We start from the raw sequence: 15,061 nt of genomic DNA on the forward strand, positions 1-15,061 counted from the left end.
GGCTTCAGCAATGTCTTCACCTGCGCCGAGATCTCCAAGCGGGATCTTCTTCAAAATCTCACCCTTCACCGCATCATTGAGCACATGCGTCATGTCCGTGGCAATGAACCCAGGGCAGATGCAGTTCGCCGTCACTCCACGACCAGCAAACTCACGCGCCAGGGACTTGGTAAAACCGATGAGGCCCGCCTTGCTTGCCGCGTAGTTCGCCTGCCCCGCATTGCCGATCAAGCCGATCACAGAACTGATGTTGATGATGCGCGCGCCTTTTTGCTTCAAGATGCTGCGCTGAAACGCCTTCACCATGTTGAAAGCACCCTTCAAATTGGTGTCCAGCACCACGTCCCAGTCTTCCTCGCTCATGCGCAGCAGCAGGCCGTCCTTGGTGACACCGGCGTTGTTCACCAGAATGTCCACGTGATCATAGTCTGCCAGGATCTGCTTGCCCACTTCGGCGCAGGCCGCACCATCGGCCACGTCGAGCGCATAAGCCTTCGCAGCATCGGGATAGGTGGCGTTGATGGCATCCGCAGCGCTTTGCGCGTTGGCCAGTGTGCGGCTGACGACGGCCACTTTCGCGCCCTCGGCGGCGAAGGTTTCGGCGATGGCTTTGCCAATGCCGCGTCCGGCACCGGTGACGACTGCGATCTTATCTTGAAGTTTACCCATGCCTTCATCCATGAACGGCATGCTTCAGCGTGCAAGAAGAAGGTGCATGCACACCGCGCATGCGTAGGGTCCTCATTGCCGATGAGTGACGACGCGCCGCCAGCCGACAAACCTATCCCTGTAAATAAGACCGTCTCACTGGGCGGGCTTTGTGATGCCATCGTCTTTTTCGCCCTCTCCTGCACCTGGCTCGGCAGTCTGGGCCGCTATGGCTGGCTTTTCGATCTCCTTTCACACTTCCGGCTTCACTACGTGATCGTCTGCGCCCTCGTGTTGATCTACGCGCTGATTCGTCGTCGCACCTGGCTGGTGCTCATCTCACTGATCTCTGTGCTCTGGAATGCACAAATCATCCATGCCTTCCATCAAACATCCGAGGTGGAGGGTGCGTCAGGTGATAAAGCCCTGCGCGTCATGACCTTCAATGTCCTGACGGAAAACAAGAACCAGACCGCAGCCATCACCCATGTGATGCAGACAGACGCGGACATCATCTGCCTCTTGGAGGTCGATGACTCCTGGCGTGCATCCTTGGAGCCGCTTCGCATCAAATACCCCCATCACGTGGAAGAATTGAGCGACGTCAATTTTGGCATCGCCTGCTACACCCGGCTGCCCATGAAAAGCTCCGAAGTCCGCCGCTTCACCGTCTGGTGGCTGCCCACTCTCGTGCTAAATCTCGATCACCTTGGCAGACCTCTCACCTTCATCGGCACCCATCCCATGCCGCCGATGGGCGGCCAGAGGGCGCATGAATGGCGCGATCAGTTGTCAGGCATCGCCACCCTCGTCTCAGGCCTCCCCGGCGAAGTCATCGTGGCCGGCGATCTCAACGCAACCCCTTGGTGCGAAGGCATGCGCCTGCTGCGCGAAACAGGCGGCCTGGACTTCCATTCCGTCGATCCCGTCTGGCCTCCTACTTGGGGGCTAAAACTCCCCATGATGATCCCCATCGACCACGTCCTCACAAAACGCGGCCTGACCATCCAAAAGCGCACCATCGGCACCGAAACAGGCTCCGACCACCGCTCCGTGACGGTCGAGATCCGGCGGTCCTCTCAATAGGCTCAATTTCACCTCACGCCAGCACCGCCTTCACCGGACTGTGCTCCTCCACCCCGGTAAGCCGCTGATCCAGCCCCTGGAATTTGAAGCTGAACTTGCGATGATCAATGCCCATCAGGTGCAGGATCGTGGCATTGAGATCATTGATGTGCACGGGATCTTTGGCCACGTTGTAGCTGAAGTCGTCGGTCTCACCGTGCTCGATGCCCCCCTTCACCCCACCACCTGCCATCCACATGGTGAAGCAGCGCGGGTGGTGATCGCGTCCATAGTTGTCCTTGGTTAGCGTTCCTTGTGAATAGACCGTACGACCAAACTCCCCACCCCAAACCACAAGCGTGTCCTGCAGCAGCCCGCGTTGCTTCAAGTCCATGATCAGCGCCGCACAAGCCCGCTCGGTGTCCTCCACCTGACCACGCAGCAGCTTCGGCAGATTGCTATGCTGGTCCCAGCCGCGATGCAGAATCTGCACCACACGCGTGCCGCGCTCGATGAGCCTGCGTGCCATGATGGCGCTGTGCGTAAAACTGCCGCTGCGATTCACATCGTCCCCATACATCTCCAGCGTCGCCTTGCTCTCCTTGCTCAGATCCGTCAGCTCCGGCACACTCGTCTGCATGCGGAAGGCCATCTCATACTGGGCGATGCGCGTTTGAATTTCCGGATCCCCAATGCGGGCGTGGTTGATGTTATTGAGCTTGTTCAGCGCATCCAGCATCGTCCGCCGGTCGCTGCCATCCACCCCCGGCGGATTCTTCACATACAGCACGGGATCTCCCTGCCCCCGCAGCGCCACACCCGTGTACTTCGTCGGCAGGAAACCACTGCTCCACATGCGCGTAAACAAAGCCTGCGCCTGACTCGCCGCAGGAAATGTCGGCGTAAACACCACAAACGACGGCAGATCATTGCTCTCGCTGCCCAGGCCATACCCCAGCCACGAACCAATGCTCGGCTTCCCCGGCACCTCGCTCCCAGTCATGACAAAAGTACAAGCCGGGTCATGATTGATCGCACTCGTATGCACGCTCTTGATCACCGCGATCTCATCCACAATCTTCGCCGTGTGCGGCAGCAGCTCGCTCACAAACCGCCCGCACTGCCCGTGCTGCGTAAACTTGAACATGCTCGGCGCCACCGGAAACCGCGCCTGACCGCTCGTCATCGTCGTGATGCGCTGCCCGTTGCGGATACTGTCCGGCAAATCCTTGTCAAAATGCTGCTGCAGCTGCGGCTTGTGATCCCAAAGATCCAGCTGCGAAGGCGCCCCATTCATGTGCAGATAGATCAGCCTCTTGGCCTTCGGCGCAAAATGCGGCAGCCCGGGCAGCGCCGGTTGCACGAGGCTGGATGCCCCGCTCGCAAACTGCTCACCCATCATGCCCGCCAGCGCCACGCCACCCAGGCGCAGGCCAGTCTGGCCAAAAAACTGCCGGCGGGTCTGACTGCGGTGATATTCAAGGAAAGGATCCATGTCGAAAGAACGCAGGCAGAAGGCACAGGCTTACGACGGACCGAAAAATGAAAACCTCAAAAAAGCATCCCCGTTCACCGAAACAGCTTCTTCTCTACCACCGGCCCGTTCACCTGCACACGACGCTTCGCAAAATCCAGCACCATGATCGCATCCGGCTTCGCCCCCTTGATGTGCTGCTGCCCGGACTGCACCGTCGGGTCCCCCTCCAGCACCACCTCCGAGGACGAACTGCGAAAATGAATGCGCTGAGCGATGCCGAAGAACGTGCCGTCCTTCGTGATGACGGTGATTTTGCTCCATTTGTCAGCACGCGCAAGACGTGGCCACGTCTGCTTGTCCGCCTTCACATAAACAAGGTCCGCCCCCTGCAGCAGCACAAAGGGAAATTCATTCACCGCCAGCTGCCGCCGCGTGTCATCGATCGACCCCAGCTTGTCATCCGAAGTGGATCCCGCCGCGATGGCCAGCAGCGAAGTCACCATCCCCATCAGATCCCCCGCCCTGCCCGTCAGCCCAGAACTCGGCCGTTTCGCCTTGGGCGATCCCTTCGGCAACTCATCTTCGCGAATAAAAAGACTGCGCGGGATCGCTTTGCCCCCCTGCACTTCCAGCATGGGTCCCGGGAGGGCTGCCCACTGCTTGAGATCCGGAAATGGCAGGTAGTCTAGCGGCTCCGAGGTCAGCGGGTTCGACATGCTGTGCATGGCTCTGTAGGCAAACGAGCCCACGTGCATTTTGCAGGAGGTAAGTGAAAAAAGGCAGATGCTGAGCGCCGGCACCACGCGCCGAAAGCGTTTCCGAATCATCCCGCTAGGCTGCCGTTCCAGCGCACATGCGCAAGTCTGGATTGCCTTCTTCCTGCAATTGAGCCCGATTTGCCCGGCAAGATGCCCCGCAGGCCCGTCGTTCTCATGCGCCCATGATCCGCCGACTTTTCCTCTCACTGCTCGCCCTGCCCTGCCTGCTCACCGCCGCCGATGCACCGCCAAACATCGTCATGATCATTTCGGACGATCATTTGTACAGCGACTACGGCTTCATGGGCCAAAAGATCATCCAGACGCCAAATCTGGACCGCCTTGCCGCAGAAAGCCTCACCTTCACCCGCGGCTACGTCCCCTGCAGCCTCTGCTGCCCCAGCCTCGCCTCGCTGATCACCGGCCTCTATCCGCATCAGCACAAAGTAACGAGCAACGACCCGCCCATCCCCGCCGGCATGAAGCCGCGCGAGTTTCAAACCAGCCCGCAGTTTGATGCCGGCCGCGAAGTCATCAGCAAACACCTCGAAGAAGCAGGCACCCTGCCCACCATGCTGAAGCAGAAAGGCTACCTCAGTCTGCAAACCGGCAAATGGTGGCAGAAGAGCTACGAGCGCGGCGGCTTCACCCATGGCATGACCCACGGCGGCCGCCATGGAGATGCCGGCCTCGACATCGGCCGCAAGACCATGCAGCCCATCTATGATTTCATCAGCGAAGCCAAAAAGCAGCAGAAGCCCTTCTTCGTTTGGTATGCCCCCATGATGCCGCACGATCCCCACACGCCGCCGCAGCGCCTGTTGGAAAAATACAAGGACAAAGCCCCCAGCGAGCACGTGGCCAAATACTGGGCCATGGTGGATTGGTTCGACGAAACCTGCGGCGAACTCATCAAGCACATTGACGACAATGGCATGAAAGAAAACACCATCTTCGTCTATCTCAGCGACAACGGCTGGATCACCAACCCCAAGACCGGACGCTACGCCGAGAAATCAAAACAAAGCCAGTACGACGGCGGCCTGCGCACCCCCATCATGATCCGCTGGCCCGGCCACGTGCAGCCAAAAATGTCCGAAGACCTCGCACAATCCATCGATCTCGTGCCCACCCTGCTCAAGGCCGTCGGCATCGCTCCCGCCAAGACCTTCCCCGGCATCGACCTCCTCGACACATCCGCCGTCAGCGCCCGCAAAACACTCTACGGCGAATGCTTCACCCACAACTTCGTCGATCTCAACGTGCCCGCCTCCAGCCTGCGCTGGCGCTGGATCATCAACGGCCACGACAAGCTCATCGTCCCCGACAAAACCAACCAGCCTAAGGATGTCGTGGAGCTGTATGATCTGAAAGCAGATCCCACCGAAGAGAAAAACCTCGCATCCGAAAACGCAGACAAGGTGAAGACACTGAACGCAAAGCTGGACGCATGCTGGAGGCCATGAAGAAACACCCAGCGCGGCGTGGTTCGCACTCTCCGAGTGCGACACGCATACCCCTGAGCACCGAAGAACGCGGACAGTCCCCTTTCAGTCTGCCTTAAACCGCACACGGAATGCGCGGACACGCCCCACTGGGATGTGTGACGCCTTGACACCAAAACCCAGCGCTCGGCATCGACAGCCATGAGTGTCTGTCATACTTAAAGACGTGCCCACTCGTTTCTACCCACAGAGCCCGACTCCCCCCATCGAGTCCGACACCGAATTCCTGACCGCATTCAGAGATCACGAATTCGACCAGCATTATCCGGAGCACATTCGCGAACAATCCGCCTGCCACTGGACCCCCATGGATGTCTGCCAGATGGCTGCGCAAATGCTCGTCGAAAAGCCCGGCACCCGCGTGCTGGACATCGGTTGCGGCCCCGGAAAATTCTGCGCCGTCGGAGCCACCACCACCCTCGGCCACTTCACCGGCGTGGAGCAGCGCAGTCGGCTCGTCAAAGCCGCACGCGAACTCCTGGAGCGCCTCCGCATCACTCGGGCTGAAATCGTTCATGGCAACATCACCACCATCTCCTTTGCAGCCTTCGATGCCTTCTATCTCTTCAACCCCTTCGAGGAAAACATCCTCCCCATGCTGCGCATCGACCACGATGTGGACATGGAATCAAGGCTCTACGACGACTACACCCTCCACGTGCAGCAGCAGCTTGAGCTAAAACCCCTCGGCACACGCATCGTCACCTATTACGGCAGCTGCGCCGAAGTCCCCGAATGCTACACCTGCATGAAAACAGCCTACGACGGCACATTGAAACTCTGGCTAAAAACACGCTCGCACATCGAAGACGCAGAAGAAGATGCACCACCTGCCCCATGTCGCTTTCCGCATCTCATCTAGGCGCGTTTTAAATCATGCGGTGTCACCACATCCAAGGCAGCCAAAGCCGTTCTCCCTCTCCCCGTCCCTGAGCTACGACGAAAACACAAATTTCTCTTCGGGGAACCGGAGCGCAGCGGAGATAGACGAAGTCAAAGGGCTGGGGTGAGGGGCCCAGTGAATCATTCGCCAGCTTGGTGCAACCCCAGGCTTCTATAGCCTCCCACTCAACACGCCGTCACACACGGAACCCCACCCGCCACATCCGGCTCCACATACTTCCTCACCCCGGCATTCCCACCACGCCGGAACAGCAGCGCCACCAGCGACAGAGTGGCCAAAGAACTCAGCGGCATCAAAATCGCAGCCAGCAGCGGACTCAGATGCCCCATCAGTCCAACGATCACCGTGACAATATTATACGTCACCGAAAACCCAAAGACCGCATGCACCGCACGGCGATGCGTGGCCGCAATGTCCAGCAAGCTGCTCATGAAGCGCATGCTGTGTCCCAGGAAATAGAAGTCCGCCTTGTGCTCCAGAAAGCTGCGACCCGTCACCGGACTGCCAGCACACGCAGCCGCATCAAACGCCAGACTGTCATTCGCACCGTCACCGATGTAGAGCGTGCCCTGTGGCTCATGGCCGGAGATCCACGCCGCCTTTTCGTCCGGCGTCAGGCTGTGCTGCCATTGCTCTGATTGAAGATGCAGTTGCTCGGCGATCGCCGCCACCTTGGCCTCGCGGTCACCACTGAGGATGCTCACGCGAAGCCCACGAGCTTGCAGTGCCTCCACCTGCGCCAGAGATTCCGCGCGCAGCGCATCACGAAAACGGAAGGCGCAGAGCGTCACACCATCGCGGGTGAAGATCGCATCCGCAGTCGAATCCTGCGGCCGTGAGATCGCCCACACCGCGCCTGCATGCTCGCAGCGCAGCCCCTGTCCGGGTTCTTCCCACACATCAGCTTCAAATCCTTCACCATGCATGCCGCCTAGGGCATCAAACAAGCTGCGGCTCACCGGGTGCAGATTGCCGCTCGTCAGATGGCGCAGCATCTGGCGGGATGTGCCATCCAGTTCATCCAGCACCGCAGGATTCATCAGCATCGGGTTCTCCAGCGTCAGCGTCCCCGTTTTATCAAACACCACCTGACGCAGCCGCGTGAGCTTTTTCCACAGCCCCAGCGTGCGCACAAAGACTCCCTGGTCTGCCGCACGGCTTGCTGCGATGTCATCCGCCAGCGGTGCCGCCACTCCGAGCGCGCATGGGCAGGAAACGACGAACACGGAAATCATGACCTGCAGCCCCCGCGCCCATTCGCCCGTGTGCCACCACCACCAAAGTCCGCCGACCACGCCCGCGAGCACCACCACCACCAGATAACCACGCAGCAGTTTTTCCAGTCGCAGATCCCGGTGATCCCCACCACGGCGTGCATCCAGCAGCTTGTGCAAAGTCGACTCACTCCAGGCTTCAAGAGCCACCGCATTCAGTGCACGTGTACCCGCGTTCAGCGCACCTGATGGCAGAAGTTGGCCGCTGCTCCGCGTGCAGGAGTCGCTTTCTCCGCTGATCCACTCCAGGCTGATGCTCGCATGCTCATCGGTCAGTTTCGCGGCCACGGGCACGGCCTGCCCGGGTTTCACGGTGAAAGTCGCACCCGCTTGCAACGCCTCCAGCATCTCCGCCTCAGGAATGGAGGGGTCACGCAGCAGCCTGCGGCGGTTTCTCGCCACGGCCAACTGCTGCACCAGCCTGCCGCCCAGCATCAGAAAGATGAACATCGCCACAAAGTCGAAGTACTTCAGCCCCGGCTCCCCGCTCATCCAGCCGATGAGAGATCCCGCATACGCCGCCAGAATCCCGAGCGTGATCGGCGTATCGATATGCAGCACACCCGCACGCAGCGCATGCCACGCACGCTGCGCGAAGTAGCTGCCGCCCACCAGCAGCGACAGCGTGGCCGAGGCCGCCGCCACCAGGTCAAACCAGTGCGCAAAAGGAAAGTCCGCCGGCATGCCAAAATACGCAGGCAGGGAGAATGCCATCGCGTTCATCGCAAAGGCACCACACACACCGGTGCGGCGCTCCAGGCCGTTGTCACGGGTCTGCCCACCATCGGCACGCTGCATGCCCAGCAGATAGCCAAAGCGCTGCAGCTCTCGCGCAAACTCCACCGGCTGAAATTTCCCCGGCTGCCACGCCATGCGCAGTTCACCGCTGGAGATGTCCACATTGATTTGCGTGCCACCCAGTTTGGCAAACACCCGTTCGATCAGCCAGATGCACGCCATGCAGGAGAGCCCCTGCACTGACACGCTCAGCTCAGCGGCCACGTCTTCACTCACCCGCGTCGCCTCGGCAGCCAGCGTGGCGGTTTCCAGCCAGCCATAGTCCTGCTGCCGCATGGCCTGCGCAGGTACAGGCGGCAGGTTCAGTCCGGACTTGAGATCATAAAAATGTTCCAGTCCATTTTGCTGCAGCATGTCATGCACAGAGTGGCAGCCCGCGCAGCAAAAGCCGTCGCTTCGGGTGTTGGGGACCGGTGTCCCGCAGTGCTTGCAGGTCGTGTTCATAGCATTCAAAAAATCAGTTCATCGCATGGCAGCAGCTCGCTGCTTCACTGCTTCCAAAGTCCAGCGTATCACGCAGCCGCCAGGCCAGAATGATCGCTGTCACCAGCGCCAGGCCACGCTGTACTTTCCGCATCGTGCCAGGTTGAAGGCGACCGCCCATCAAATGAAGCTGGGTCTGCGCCAGAAACAGCAGCGGCAGCGTGCCCAGACCAAAGGCCACCGCAAATCCAGAACCCTTCATGGCGCTGCCATTCGCTGAGGCCAGCGCCAGCATCATGTACAGCGGCCCGCAGGGCAGCAGCGGCGTGGCCAGCCCGAGAAGGGCGGCACGCCATGTGCTCTTCATTTTAAAAGCCGCCGTCTGCACACGGCGCAGCCCGGCGGAGAGAAAGCGCGGCTTCGGCAGCCAGGCATCCAGCCCTAGGCCCACACAGGCAAACGCCAGCACCAGCAGCCATGGCAGCACCATGCCCGCCCCATGCTGAAAAAAGGCCAGCGGCACCGCGCCAATCGCTCCGGCGATCGCGCCCGCTGCACCATAAGAAATCATGCGCCCGGTGTGGTACAGCGCCGTGCTGCGCATAAAGCCGCCACCTTTCGGCCCGATGGCCCACGAACACGACAGCGGCCCGCACATGCCCACGCAGTGGACGCTGGTGACAATGCCGGCCACGAAAGCTGCAGCGCTGGTGTCGATCTGCATCATGCCGGTATCAGATGCTTAAGCGGCACGATCTCTGGCTGATTGTTGAGTGCGATGTAGAACAGCACGCTCCATGCACTGAGAAGCATTACAAAGGCGAGCACCACCCACAGCCACGGACGGCTTGCGATGCAGCCCAGGGTTTCACTTTTGGAGATATTGTCCGGGGGCAAGGTAGTCATTGGATTTCAGGGTTGGGTCAGGGCCGGTAAACTCGAAAGGCTTGGTGCGGTAGATCTTGCCGTCCTTAGTGTCGGTGATGACGATGGTGAGCTTGAAGGGGGCTTTGAAGTCTTTCTCCGGCAGCGTGATCATCAGCGGCTTCAGTTCATCTCCCTGCGCGGCGATGGTGATCGGCGCGTCCGCACCTGCGGCGGCCAGTCCTGCGGGCAGTCCGCCATCCAGCGCCAGCGTGAAGGTGCGCGGTTCATTGCGCTTGTTGATGAGGCGCACGAGGAACTGGTTCCGCACGCTGTTGTTCGTCACATAATACGGCGAACCCTGCATGCGCAGCACATTGGCGCGCATCGGCTCGATCCGGCTCGCCGAAAAGGCAAACACCGCCACCCCGAGAAACAGCAGCCCGGTATACAAAATAATGCGCGGGCGGATGAAGCGTGTCTTGCCTCCTTCAAACGCAGTCAGGGAAGAGTAGCGCACCAGCCCGGTCTTCCGTCCCAGCTTCGTCATGATCGTGTCGCAGGCGTCCACGCATGCCGCGCAGCCGATGCACTCAAGCTGAAGCCCGTTGCGGATGTCGATGCCCGTGGGGCAAACCTGCACGCAGCGCAGGCAGTTCACGCAGTCTCCCGCTCCGGTGGTCCCCGCCTTGCCACGTGGCTCGCCGCGCTTTTTGTCGTAGCCCACGTTGATCGTGTCGTCGTCCACCAGCGCGGACTGCATACGGCCATACGGGCACATGATCACGCAAAACTGCTCACGAAACCAGCTGAACGCTCCATAAAGCCCCACGGTGAGAAACATCACCACACCGAAGGCGACCACGTGCGCCTGCGGCGAGTGGTGCATCATCTCATAAAGCTTTTCCAGCGAGACAAAGTAGCTCAAAAAAATGTGCGCGATGATGAGCGAGGACAGGATGTAGAGCGCGTGCTTGATGACTCTCCGCGTGATCTTTCCCGCCGTCCACGGTGCCGCGTCCAGCTTGCGCCGTGCCGAGGCATCGCCATCCACCAGCCGCTCAATACGGCGGTAGATGTGCTCCAGAAATACCGTGTAAGGACAGGTCCACCCGCACCACACACGCCCAAACAGCGCGGTGATATAAAACAGCGAGAACCCCAGGCCCGTCACGAGGAAGAACCCCACCCACAGGTCCTGCACCGCCAGCGTCAGGCCCATGAAGTGAAAGCGCCGGTTCAGCACATCCAGAAACACCGCTGGGAAACCGTTCACCGGTATCCACGGCAGCGCCACATAGGTGATGAGCAGCAGCAGCGCCACCAAGCGCCGGCCCCTCGTGAATTTGCCGGACACATCGGCCGGGTGCAGTGTCTTCTTGCTTCCATCCTCATTGATGGATCCAAGTGAAACGAGGTTCAGGGGGTTGAGTGGCATGGGGAGGCCTTGCGGCTATTTGGCGGCAGGCGCGGCGGCAGGTGTAGCGGGAGCAGCAGGTGCAGGCGCGGGCGCGGCCGGGGCAGCTCCAGGTGTGGCTCCTGGTGAATCTGCGGCGCGCGTGATCGGCTCGCCTTCTTTGTGATGACTCAGGACAAACGCGACCACTTCACTCACGCGCTTCATACCCAGCACCATTTCCCATGCGGCCATGCCTTTGGTGATGTCGGGAGAGCCTTTGCGGACGATCTTGAAAATCTCCGTCGGCTTGCCGCCATGCTTCCATTCCTGATCGTTCAGTGGCAGGCCTGGCAGTTTGACGCCGGCGAGCAGTCCATTGAGTTCAGTCCCATGGCAGGTGACGCACATACCCGGCGTCATGAAGGTGGCCTTGCCGGCCGCCACCGCAGCGGAATCACGCGACAGCGCCCAGAGCTGTTCATCGTTGATGGATTCCATCTGCTTGTCACGTGCCGTTTGCATCTCGGCCATCGCCTTGTCGATCACGACCGTGTCACTGCTGCCCAGGCCGAGCTGGTAGTAGCACAGCCAGTGGACCACAAACCACGCAATGGCGATGTAGAGGGTGAAGAGCCACCAGTTCGGCAGCTTCTGGTCATACTCCTGAATGCCGTCGTAGCTGTGTTCGCGAAGTTGGGGCTCGTTGTTGGGGGATGGCTTCTTGGGGTCCATGGCGGGGAGGGAGTTATTCAAGTGGCAGACGTGACATGTGCTCGGCCTTGTCTTTGCGCAGCAGCATGCCGCGAAGAGTCATGATGCCAAAAACGAGCACGGTGGTGGCGAAGGAGATGACAGGCACAACGAGGTGCCAGTTTTCGTAAATGATGCGCTTGTACATGGGCTGCTTTGGAGGGGCGTGGGGTTACTCTGCGCCGTTGGCTCGGCGGCCGTTGTCAGGAATGATCGGGGTGAGCGGGAATGGCACTCCTTGACCTTTTTTGGACAGGGCTTCCTCCACAGCTGGCTGCTCGAACTGGCCGAGCTTCTGCAGGTAGGCGATCACCGCCACCATTTCGCTGTCAGGCCGCACCACGATGTTCGACTTCTTCAGCTCCGTGGCGATCTTCACGCCCTGCTCAAGAGCCTTCATCTTGATCTCCGTGCCATTCATCGGCGGATAGGGCACGCCCAGCTGACGCAGCACGGCGATCTTGGCCGGAAGTGTTTTTTGATCAAACGGCTTCGTGTTCAGGTGCGCATACGGCGGCATGTTGGACATCGGGGACATCGAGCGAGGGTCCATCAAATGCTCATAGTGCCAAGAGTCTGGACGCTGGCCGCCTTCACGTGCCAGGTCAGGACCCGTGCGCTTGGAGCCCCACTGGAACGGATGATCATAGATGCTCTCTCCGAGGCGGGAATAGTCACCGTAGCGCATCACATCCGGCACCAGCGTGCGGATCATCTGCGAGTGGCAGTTGTAGCAGCCTTCGCTCACATAGATGTCGCGGCCTGCGAGTTCCAGCGGCTCATAGAGCTTCTGGATGCGGTCTTCCACGTTCTTCGCGCTGTTCACCGTCACGGTCGGGATGATCTGGATCAGACCGCCGATGACCACGGCCACAAACGTCAGCACCGTGAAGGGCAGGTAGTTGTGCAGCAGGCTCTCATACCAGAGGGCCCATGTGTGGCTCGTCTTCTGAAAGCGGCGCACCGCCAGAAAACCGAAGATGATTGCGCAGATCAGGGAAGCGATGTCAGCGCCAGGAGGGAGAAAGATCCAGCCAAAGACGAGCAGCATCGCGCCAAAGGTGCAGGCCGTGGGGTCGTTGAAGAAGGTTTCCTTCATGCCCATCGTGTCTGTTTGGCCGCGCTGGAGCACCGCCACCTCACGCACTTCGTTCACTGGCTTGCCGCTGCGGATGGTCTTCCACAGATTGACACACATCACGATCCAGCCCAGGAGGAACATGCCGCCGCCGATGATGCGCAGCCCCATGAGCGGGCGAATTGCCTGCAGCGTGTCCAGGAAGGTGTTCTTCACGGCCAGTCCGTCTGCGGTGACCTGATTCAGCATCAGCCCCTGCATCACGCCGCTGATCCACATCGCCACCACATAGAGCAGGATGCCCAGCGTACCGATCCAGAAGTGGAAGTTCGCCATGCTGATGGAATACAGCTTGGTTCCCCACAGGCGCGGAGCCAGCCAGTAAAACATGCCTGCCGCCATGAAGCCGTTCCAGCCGAGAGCCCCGCTGTGCACGTGACCGATCGTCCAGTCAGAGTAATGGGAGAGCGAATTCACCGCACGGATGGAAAGAAGCGGTCCTTCAAAGGTGGACATGCCGTAGAAGGTCACACCGGCGATGAAGAACTTGATCACAGGATCTGTGCGCAGCTTGTCCCAGGCACCGCGCAGCGTGAGCAGGCCGTTGAGCATGCCGCCCCAGCTAGGTGCCCAGAGCATCAGGCTGAAGAACATGCCCAGCATCTGCAGCCACTTTGGCAGCGCCGTGTTCAGCAGATGATGCGGACCCGCCCAGATGTAGAGGAACACCAGCGACCAGAAATGCACGATCGACAGACGGTAGGAGTAAACCGGACGTTCCGCCGCCTTCGGCAGGAAGTAATACATGATGCCGAGGATCGGCGTCGTCAGGAAGAAGGCCACGGCGTTGTGCCCGTACCACCACTGCACCAGACCGTCCTGCACACCGCCAAAGATGCCGTAGCTGTGCGTCCAGCTCGTGGGGATGGAGAGATGGTTGACGATGTAGAGCATCGCCACCGTCACGATCGTGGCGATGTAGAACCACAGCGCCACATAGAGGCTGGGCTCATTGCGCTTGTGCAGCGTCAGGAAGAAGTTCACTGCGAACACCACCCAGATCACCGCCACGGCGATGTTGATGGGCCAGATCAGTTCGGCGTATTCCTTGCCGCGTGAAAGGCCCAGCGGCAGCGTGATCGCCGCCGCCACGATGATGAGCTGCCAGCCCCAGAAGTGGATGGAGCTCAGCGTGTCATTGCCCATGCGGCACTTGCACAGCCGCTGCGTCGAGTAGTAGATGCCTGCGAACATCATGTTGCCCACGAACGCAAAAATCGCCGCATTGGTGTGCAGCGGGCGCAGGCGGCCGAAGGTCAGCCATTCAGCGAGGTTCAGCTGGTGGAAGTTAAGCTGGCTGGCGATGAAAACGCCTGCGAGCATGGCAACGACGCCGAAGATGATCGAGGCCAGCATAAACTGGCGGACGACTTTGTCGTTGAATTCAATGGGTACTTTGGAGGCTGCGGTGCTAGTCATGGGAAAGGGAGTGTGAGGAAAGTGTTGCAGGCACGGTCACGCGAGCGCCCTCAGGTTCGTCGAGTGGCAGCAGCGCATCTTGTTCGAGGCTGCCCCGCCGTCTTTGTCCCCGCTCGGCCAGATACAGGGCCGCAAACAAGACGGCGAACATCAGGCTGACGAAGATGGTGACTGCGAAAACTTCCATAAGGGGCTGCGGAGCATCAGGCTCTCGCTGGACCCATAGAAGCGCAGATTACCCCCCGTCGCTCCCCCCCCCTTGGTAATGCCTCACCCGATCTTGTGGCGTAGCGCAATTCCTGCGCTTTTTCTGCACCGGTCACTTCTCGAAAATCGACGGCTCATCACGATCCGCGACCTTAAGATAACGGAAATAAACCTCGAGCTGCAAAGTGCACAGGCACTGACGGTAAATCGCGTCCGCCGCATCGCCTGCAGGCCAGTTCGGACGCCCCCGTTTGAAAGAGCCGTCGGCCTGCTGGGCACCGAGAATCTGCGGCAAAAACTGCGCATTGTAGAACTTCCAGTCATCCGCCCCCGCCTGAAAGAAAGCCTGGGTGTAATAGTACCAGCAGTACAGGTTGCAGTTGCGCTCCCAGTCCAGCGGTTCGCTGGTGAGAAACTCCCGCAGAAACCGGA

14 protein-coding genes and 1 pseudogene are annotated in these 15,061 nt (G+C 60.1%); 3 read left to right on the forward strand and 12 right to left on the reverse strand.

The features are described 5' to 3' along the window. Positions 1-669, reverse strand: a 669-nt coding sequence (gene fabG, locus ACIREA_RS11975; protein WP_397382507.1) for a 3-oxoacyl-ACP reductase FabG, incomplete at its 3' end; no start/stop codon positions are given. Between the two features lie 81 nt (positions 670-750). On the opposite strand from fabG, the gene ACIREA_RS11980 reads away from it, so the two are divergent. After that, complete coding sequence (locus tag ACIREA_RS11980) at positions 751-1,734, forward strand: endonuclease/exonuclease/phosphatase family protein (RefSeq protein ID WP_397382508.1); 984 nt, start codon at positions 751-753, stop codon at positions 1,732-1,734. 13 nt (positions 1,735-1,747) lie between these two features. Here the strand turns inward: ACIREA_RS11980 and ACIREA_RS11985 are convergent, their stop codons facing one another. Then, a complete protein-coding gene (locus ACIREA_RS11985; protein ID WP_397382509.1) occupies positions 1,748-3,208 on the reverse strand; it encodes a DUF1501 domain-containing protein in 1,461 nt (486 codons plus the stop codon). Positions 3,209-3,282: 74 nt separating this feature from the next. Continuing rightward, complete coding sequence (locus tag ACIREA_RS11990) at positions 3,283-3,906, reverse strand: hypothetical protein (protein ID WP_397382510.1); 624 nt, start codon at positions 3,904-3,906, stop codon at positions 3,283-3,285. Positions 3,907-4,130: 224 nt separating this feature from the next. On the opposite strand from ACIREA_RS11990, the gene ACIREA_RS11995 reads away from it, so the two are divergent. Together ACIREA_RS11995 and ACIREA_RS12000 are read left to right on the forward strand one after the other, a co-directional pair. Continuing rightward, a complete protein-coding gene (locus ACIREA_RS11995) occupies positions 4,131-5,414 on the forward strand; it encodes a sulfatase (protein WP_397382511.1) in 1,284 nt (427 codons plus the stop codon). Between the two features lie 205 nt (positions 5,415-5,619). Next, positions 5,620-6,315, forward strand: a complete 696-nt coding sequence (locus ACIREA_RS12000; RefSeq protein WP_397382512.1) for a class I SAM-dependent methyltransferase — start codon at positions 5,620-5,622, stop codon at positions 6,313-6,315. A gap of 206 nt (positions 6,316-6,521) precedes the next feature. On the opposite strand, the gene ACIREA_RS12005 is transcribed toward ACIREA_RS12000, so the two are convergent. From ACIREA_RS12005 to ACIREA_RS12045, 9 genes and pseudogenes are all read right to left on the reverse strand, one after another. Then, on the reverse strand, positions 6,522-8,873 hold the full coding sequence (locus ACIREA_RS12005) for a heavy metal translocating P-type ATPase metal-binding domain-containing protein (RefSeq protein ID WP_397382513.1): 2,352 nt from the start codon (positions 8,871-8,873) through the stop codon (positions 6,522-6,524). Positions 8,874-8,886: 13 nt separating this feature from the next. After that, positions 8,887-9,579: a sulfite exporter TauE/SafE family protein gene (locus tag ACIREA_RS12010; protein ID WP_397382514.1), complete on the reverse strand. Its 693-nt coding sequence runs from the start codon at positions 9,577-9,579 to the stop codon at positions 8,887-8,889. Further along, complete coding sequence (locus tag ACIREA_RS12015) at positions 9,576-9,758, reverse strand: hypothetical protein (protein WP_397382519.1); 183 nt, start codon at positions 9,756-9,758, stop codon at positions 9,576-9,578. The genes ACIREA_RS12010 and ACIREA_RS12015 overlap by 4 nt, the downstream gene beginning before the upstream one ends. Then, the gene (ccoG, locus tag ACIREA_RS12020) at positions 9,721-11,154 is read right to left on the reverse strand and encodes a cytochrome c oxidase accessory protein CcoG (RefSeq protein ID WP_397382515.1); all 1,434 of its coding nucleotides are present in this window, start codon (positions 11,152-11,154) and stop codon (positions 9,721-9,723) included. Before ccoG ends, ACIREA_RS12015 begins: the two co-directional genes overlap by 38 nt. Before the next feature lie 15 nt (positions 11,155-11,169). Next, on the reverse strand, positions 11,170-11,868 hold the full coding sequence (locus tag ACIREA_RS12025; RefSeq protein WP_397382516.1) for a cbb3-type cytochrome c oxidase N-terminal domain-containing protein: 699 nt from the start codon (positions 11,866-11,868) through the stop codon (positions 11,170-11,172). Then, entirely contained in the window at positions 11,861-12,013 is a 153-nt protein-coding gene (locus ACIREA_RS12030; protein WP_300931642.1) for a hypothetical protein, read from the reverse strand. The genes ACIREA_RS12025 and ACIREA_RS12030 overlap by 8 nt, the downstream gene beginning before the upstream one ends. Positions 12,014-12,037: 24 nt before the next feature. Further along, positions 12,038-14,422, reverse strand: a complete 2,385-nt coding sequence (gene ccoN / locus ACIREA_RS12035; RefSeq protein WP_397382517.1) for a cytochrome-c oxidase, cbb3-type subunit I — start codon at positions 14,420-14,422, stop codon at positions 12,038-12,040. Next, positions 14,415-14,609 (reverse strand): hypothetical protein, encoded by a 195-nt coding sequence (locus tag ACIREA_RS12040; RefSeq protein ID WP_397382518.1) that lies wholly within the window; start codon positions 14,607-14,609, stop codon positions 14,415-14,417. Before ACIREA_RS12040 ends, ccoN begins: the two co-directional genes overlap by 8 nt. Positions 14,610-14,741: 132 nt before the next feature. Next, positions 14,742-15,061 (reverse strand): annotated as a pseudogene (locus ACIREA_RS12045) (hypothetical protein); the annotation flags it as partial.

The organism is Prosthecobacter sp., assembly GCF_044373815.1.
In the GTDB taxonomy this organism is placed as follows: domain Bacteria; phylum Verrucomicrobiota; class Verrucomicrobiia; order Verrucomicrobiales; family Verrucomicrobiaceae; genus Prosthecobacter.

Coding starts and splice junctions, on each gene's coding strand:
- ACIREA_RS11995 (WP_397382511.1), top strand. CDS start 4,131: ATGATCCGCCGACTTTTCCTCTCACTGCTCGCCCTGCCCTGCCTGCTC.
- ACIREA_RS12030 (WP_300931642.1), bottom strand. CDS start 12,013: ATGTACAAGCGCATCATTTACGAAAACTGGCACCTCGTTGTGCCTGTC.
- ACIREA_RS12040 (WP_397382518.1), bottom strand. CDS start 14,609: ATGGAAGTTTTCGCAGTCACCATCTTCGTCAGCCTGATGTTCGCCGTC.
- ACIREA_RS11990 (WP_397382510.1), bottom strand. CDS start 3,906: ATGTCGAACCCGCTGACCTCGGAGCCGCTAGACTACCTGCCATTTCCG.
- ACIREA_RS11985 (WP_397382509.1), bottom strand. CDS start 3,208: ATGGATCCTTTCCTTGAATATCACCGCAGTCAGACCCGCCGGCAGTTT.
- ccoG (WP_397382515.1), bottom strand. CDS start 11,154: ATGCCACTCAACCCCCTGAACCTCGTTTCACTTGGATCCATCAATGAG.
- ACIREA_RS12005 (WP_397382513.1), bottom strand. CDS start 8,873: ATGAACACGACCTGCAAGCACTGCGGGACACCGGTCCCCAACACCCGA.
- ACIREA_RS12015 (WP_397382519.1), bottom strand. CDS start 9,758: ATGACTACCTTGCCCCCGGACAATATCTCCAAAAGTGAAACCCTGGGC.
- ccoN (WP_397382517.1), bottom strand. CDS start 14,422: ATGACTAGCACCGCAGCCTCCAAAGTACCCATTGAATTCAACGACAAA.
- ACIREA_RS12010 (WP_397382514.1), bottom strand. CDS start 9,579: ATGATGCAGATCGACACCAGCGCTGCAGCTTTCGTGGCCGGCATTGTC.
- ACIREA_RS11980 (WP_397382508.1), top strand. CDS start 751: ATGAGTGACGACGCGCCGCCAGCCGACAAACCTATCCCTGTAAATAAG.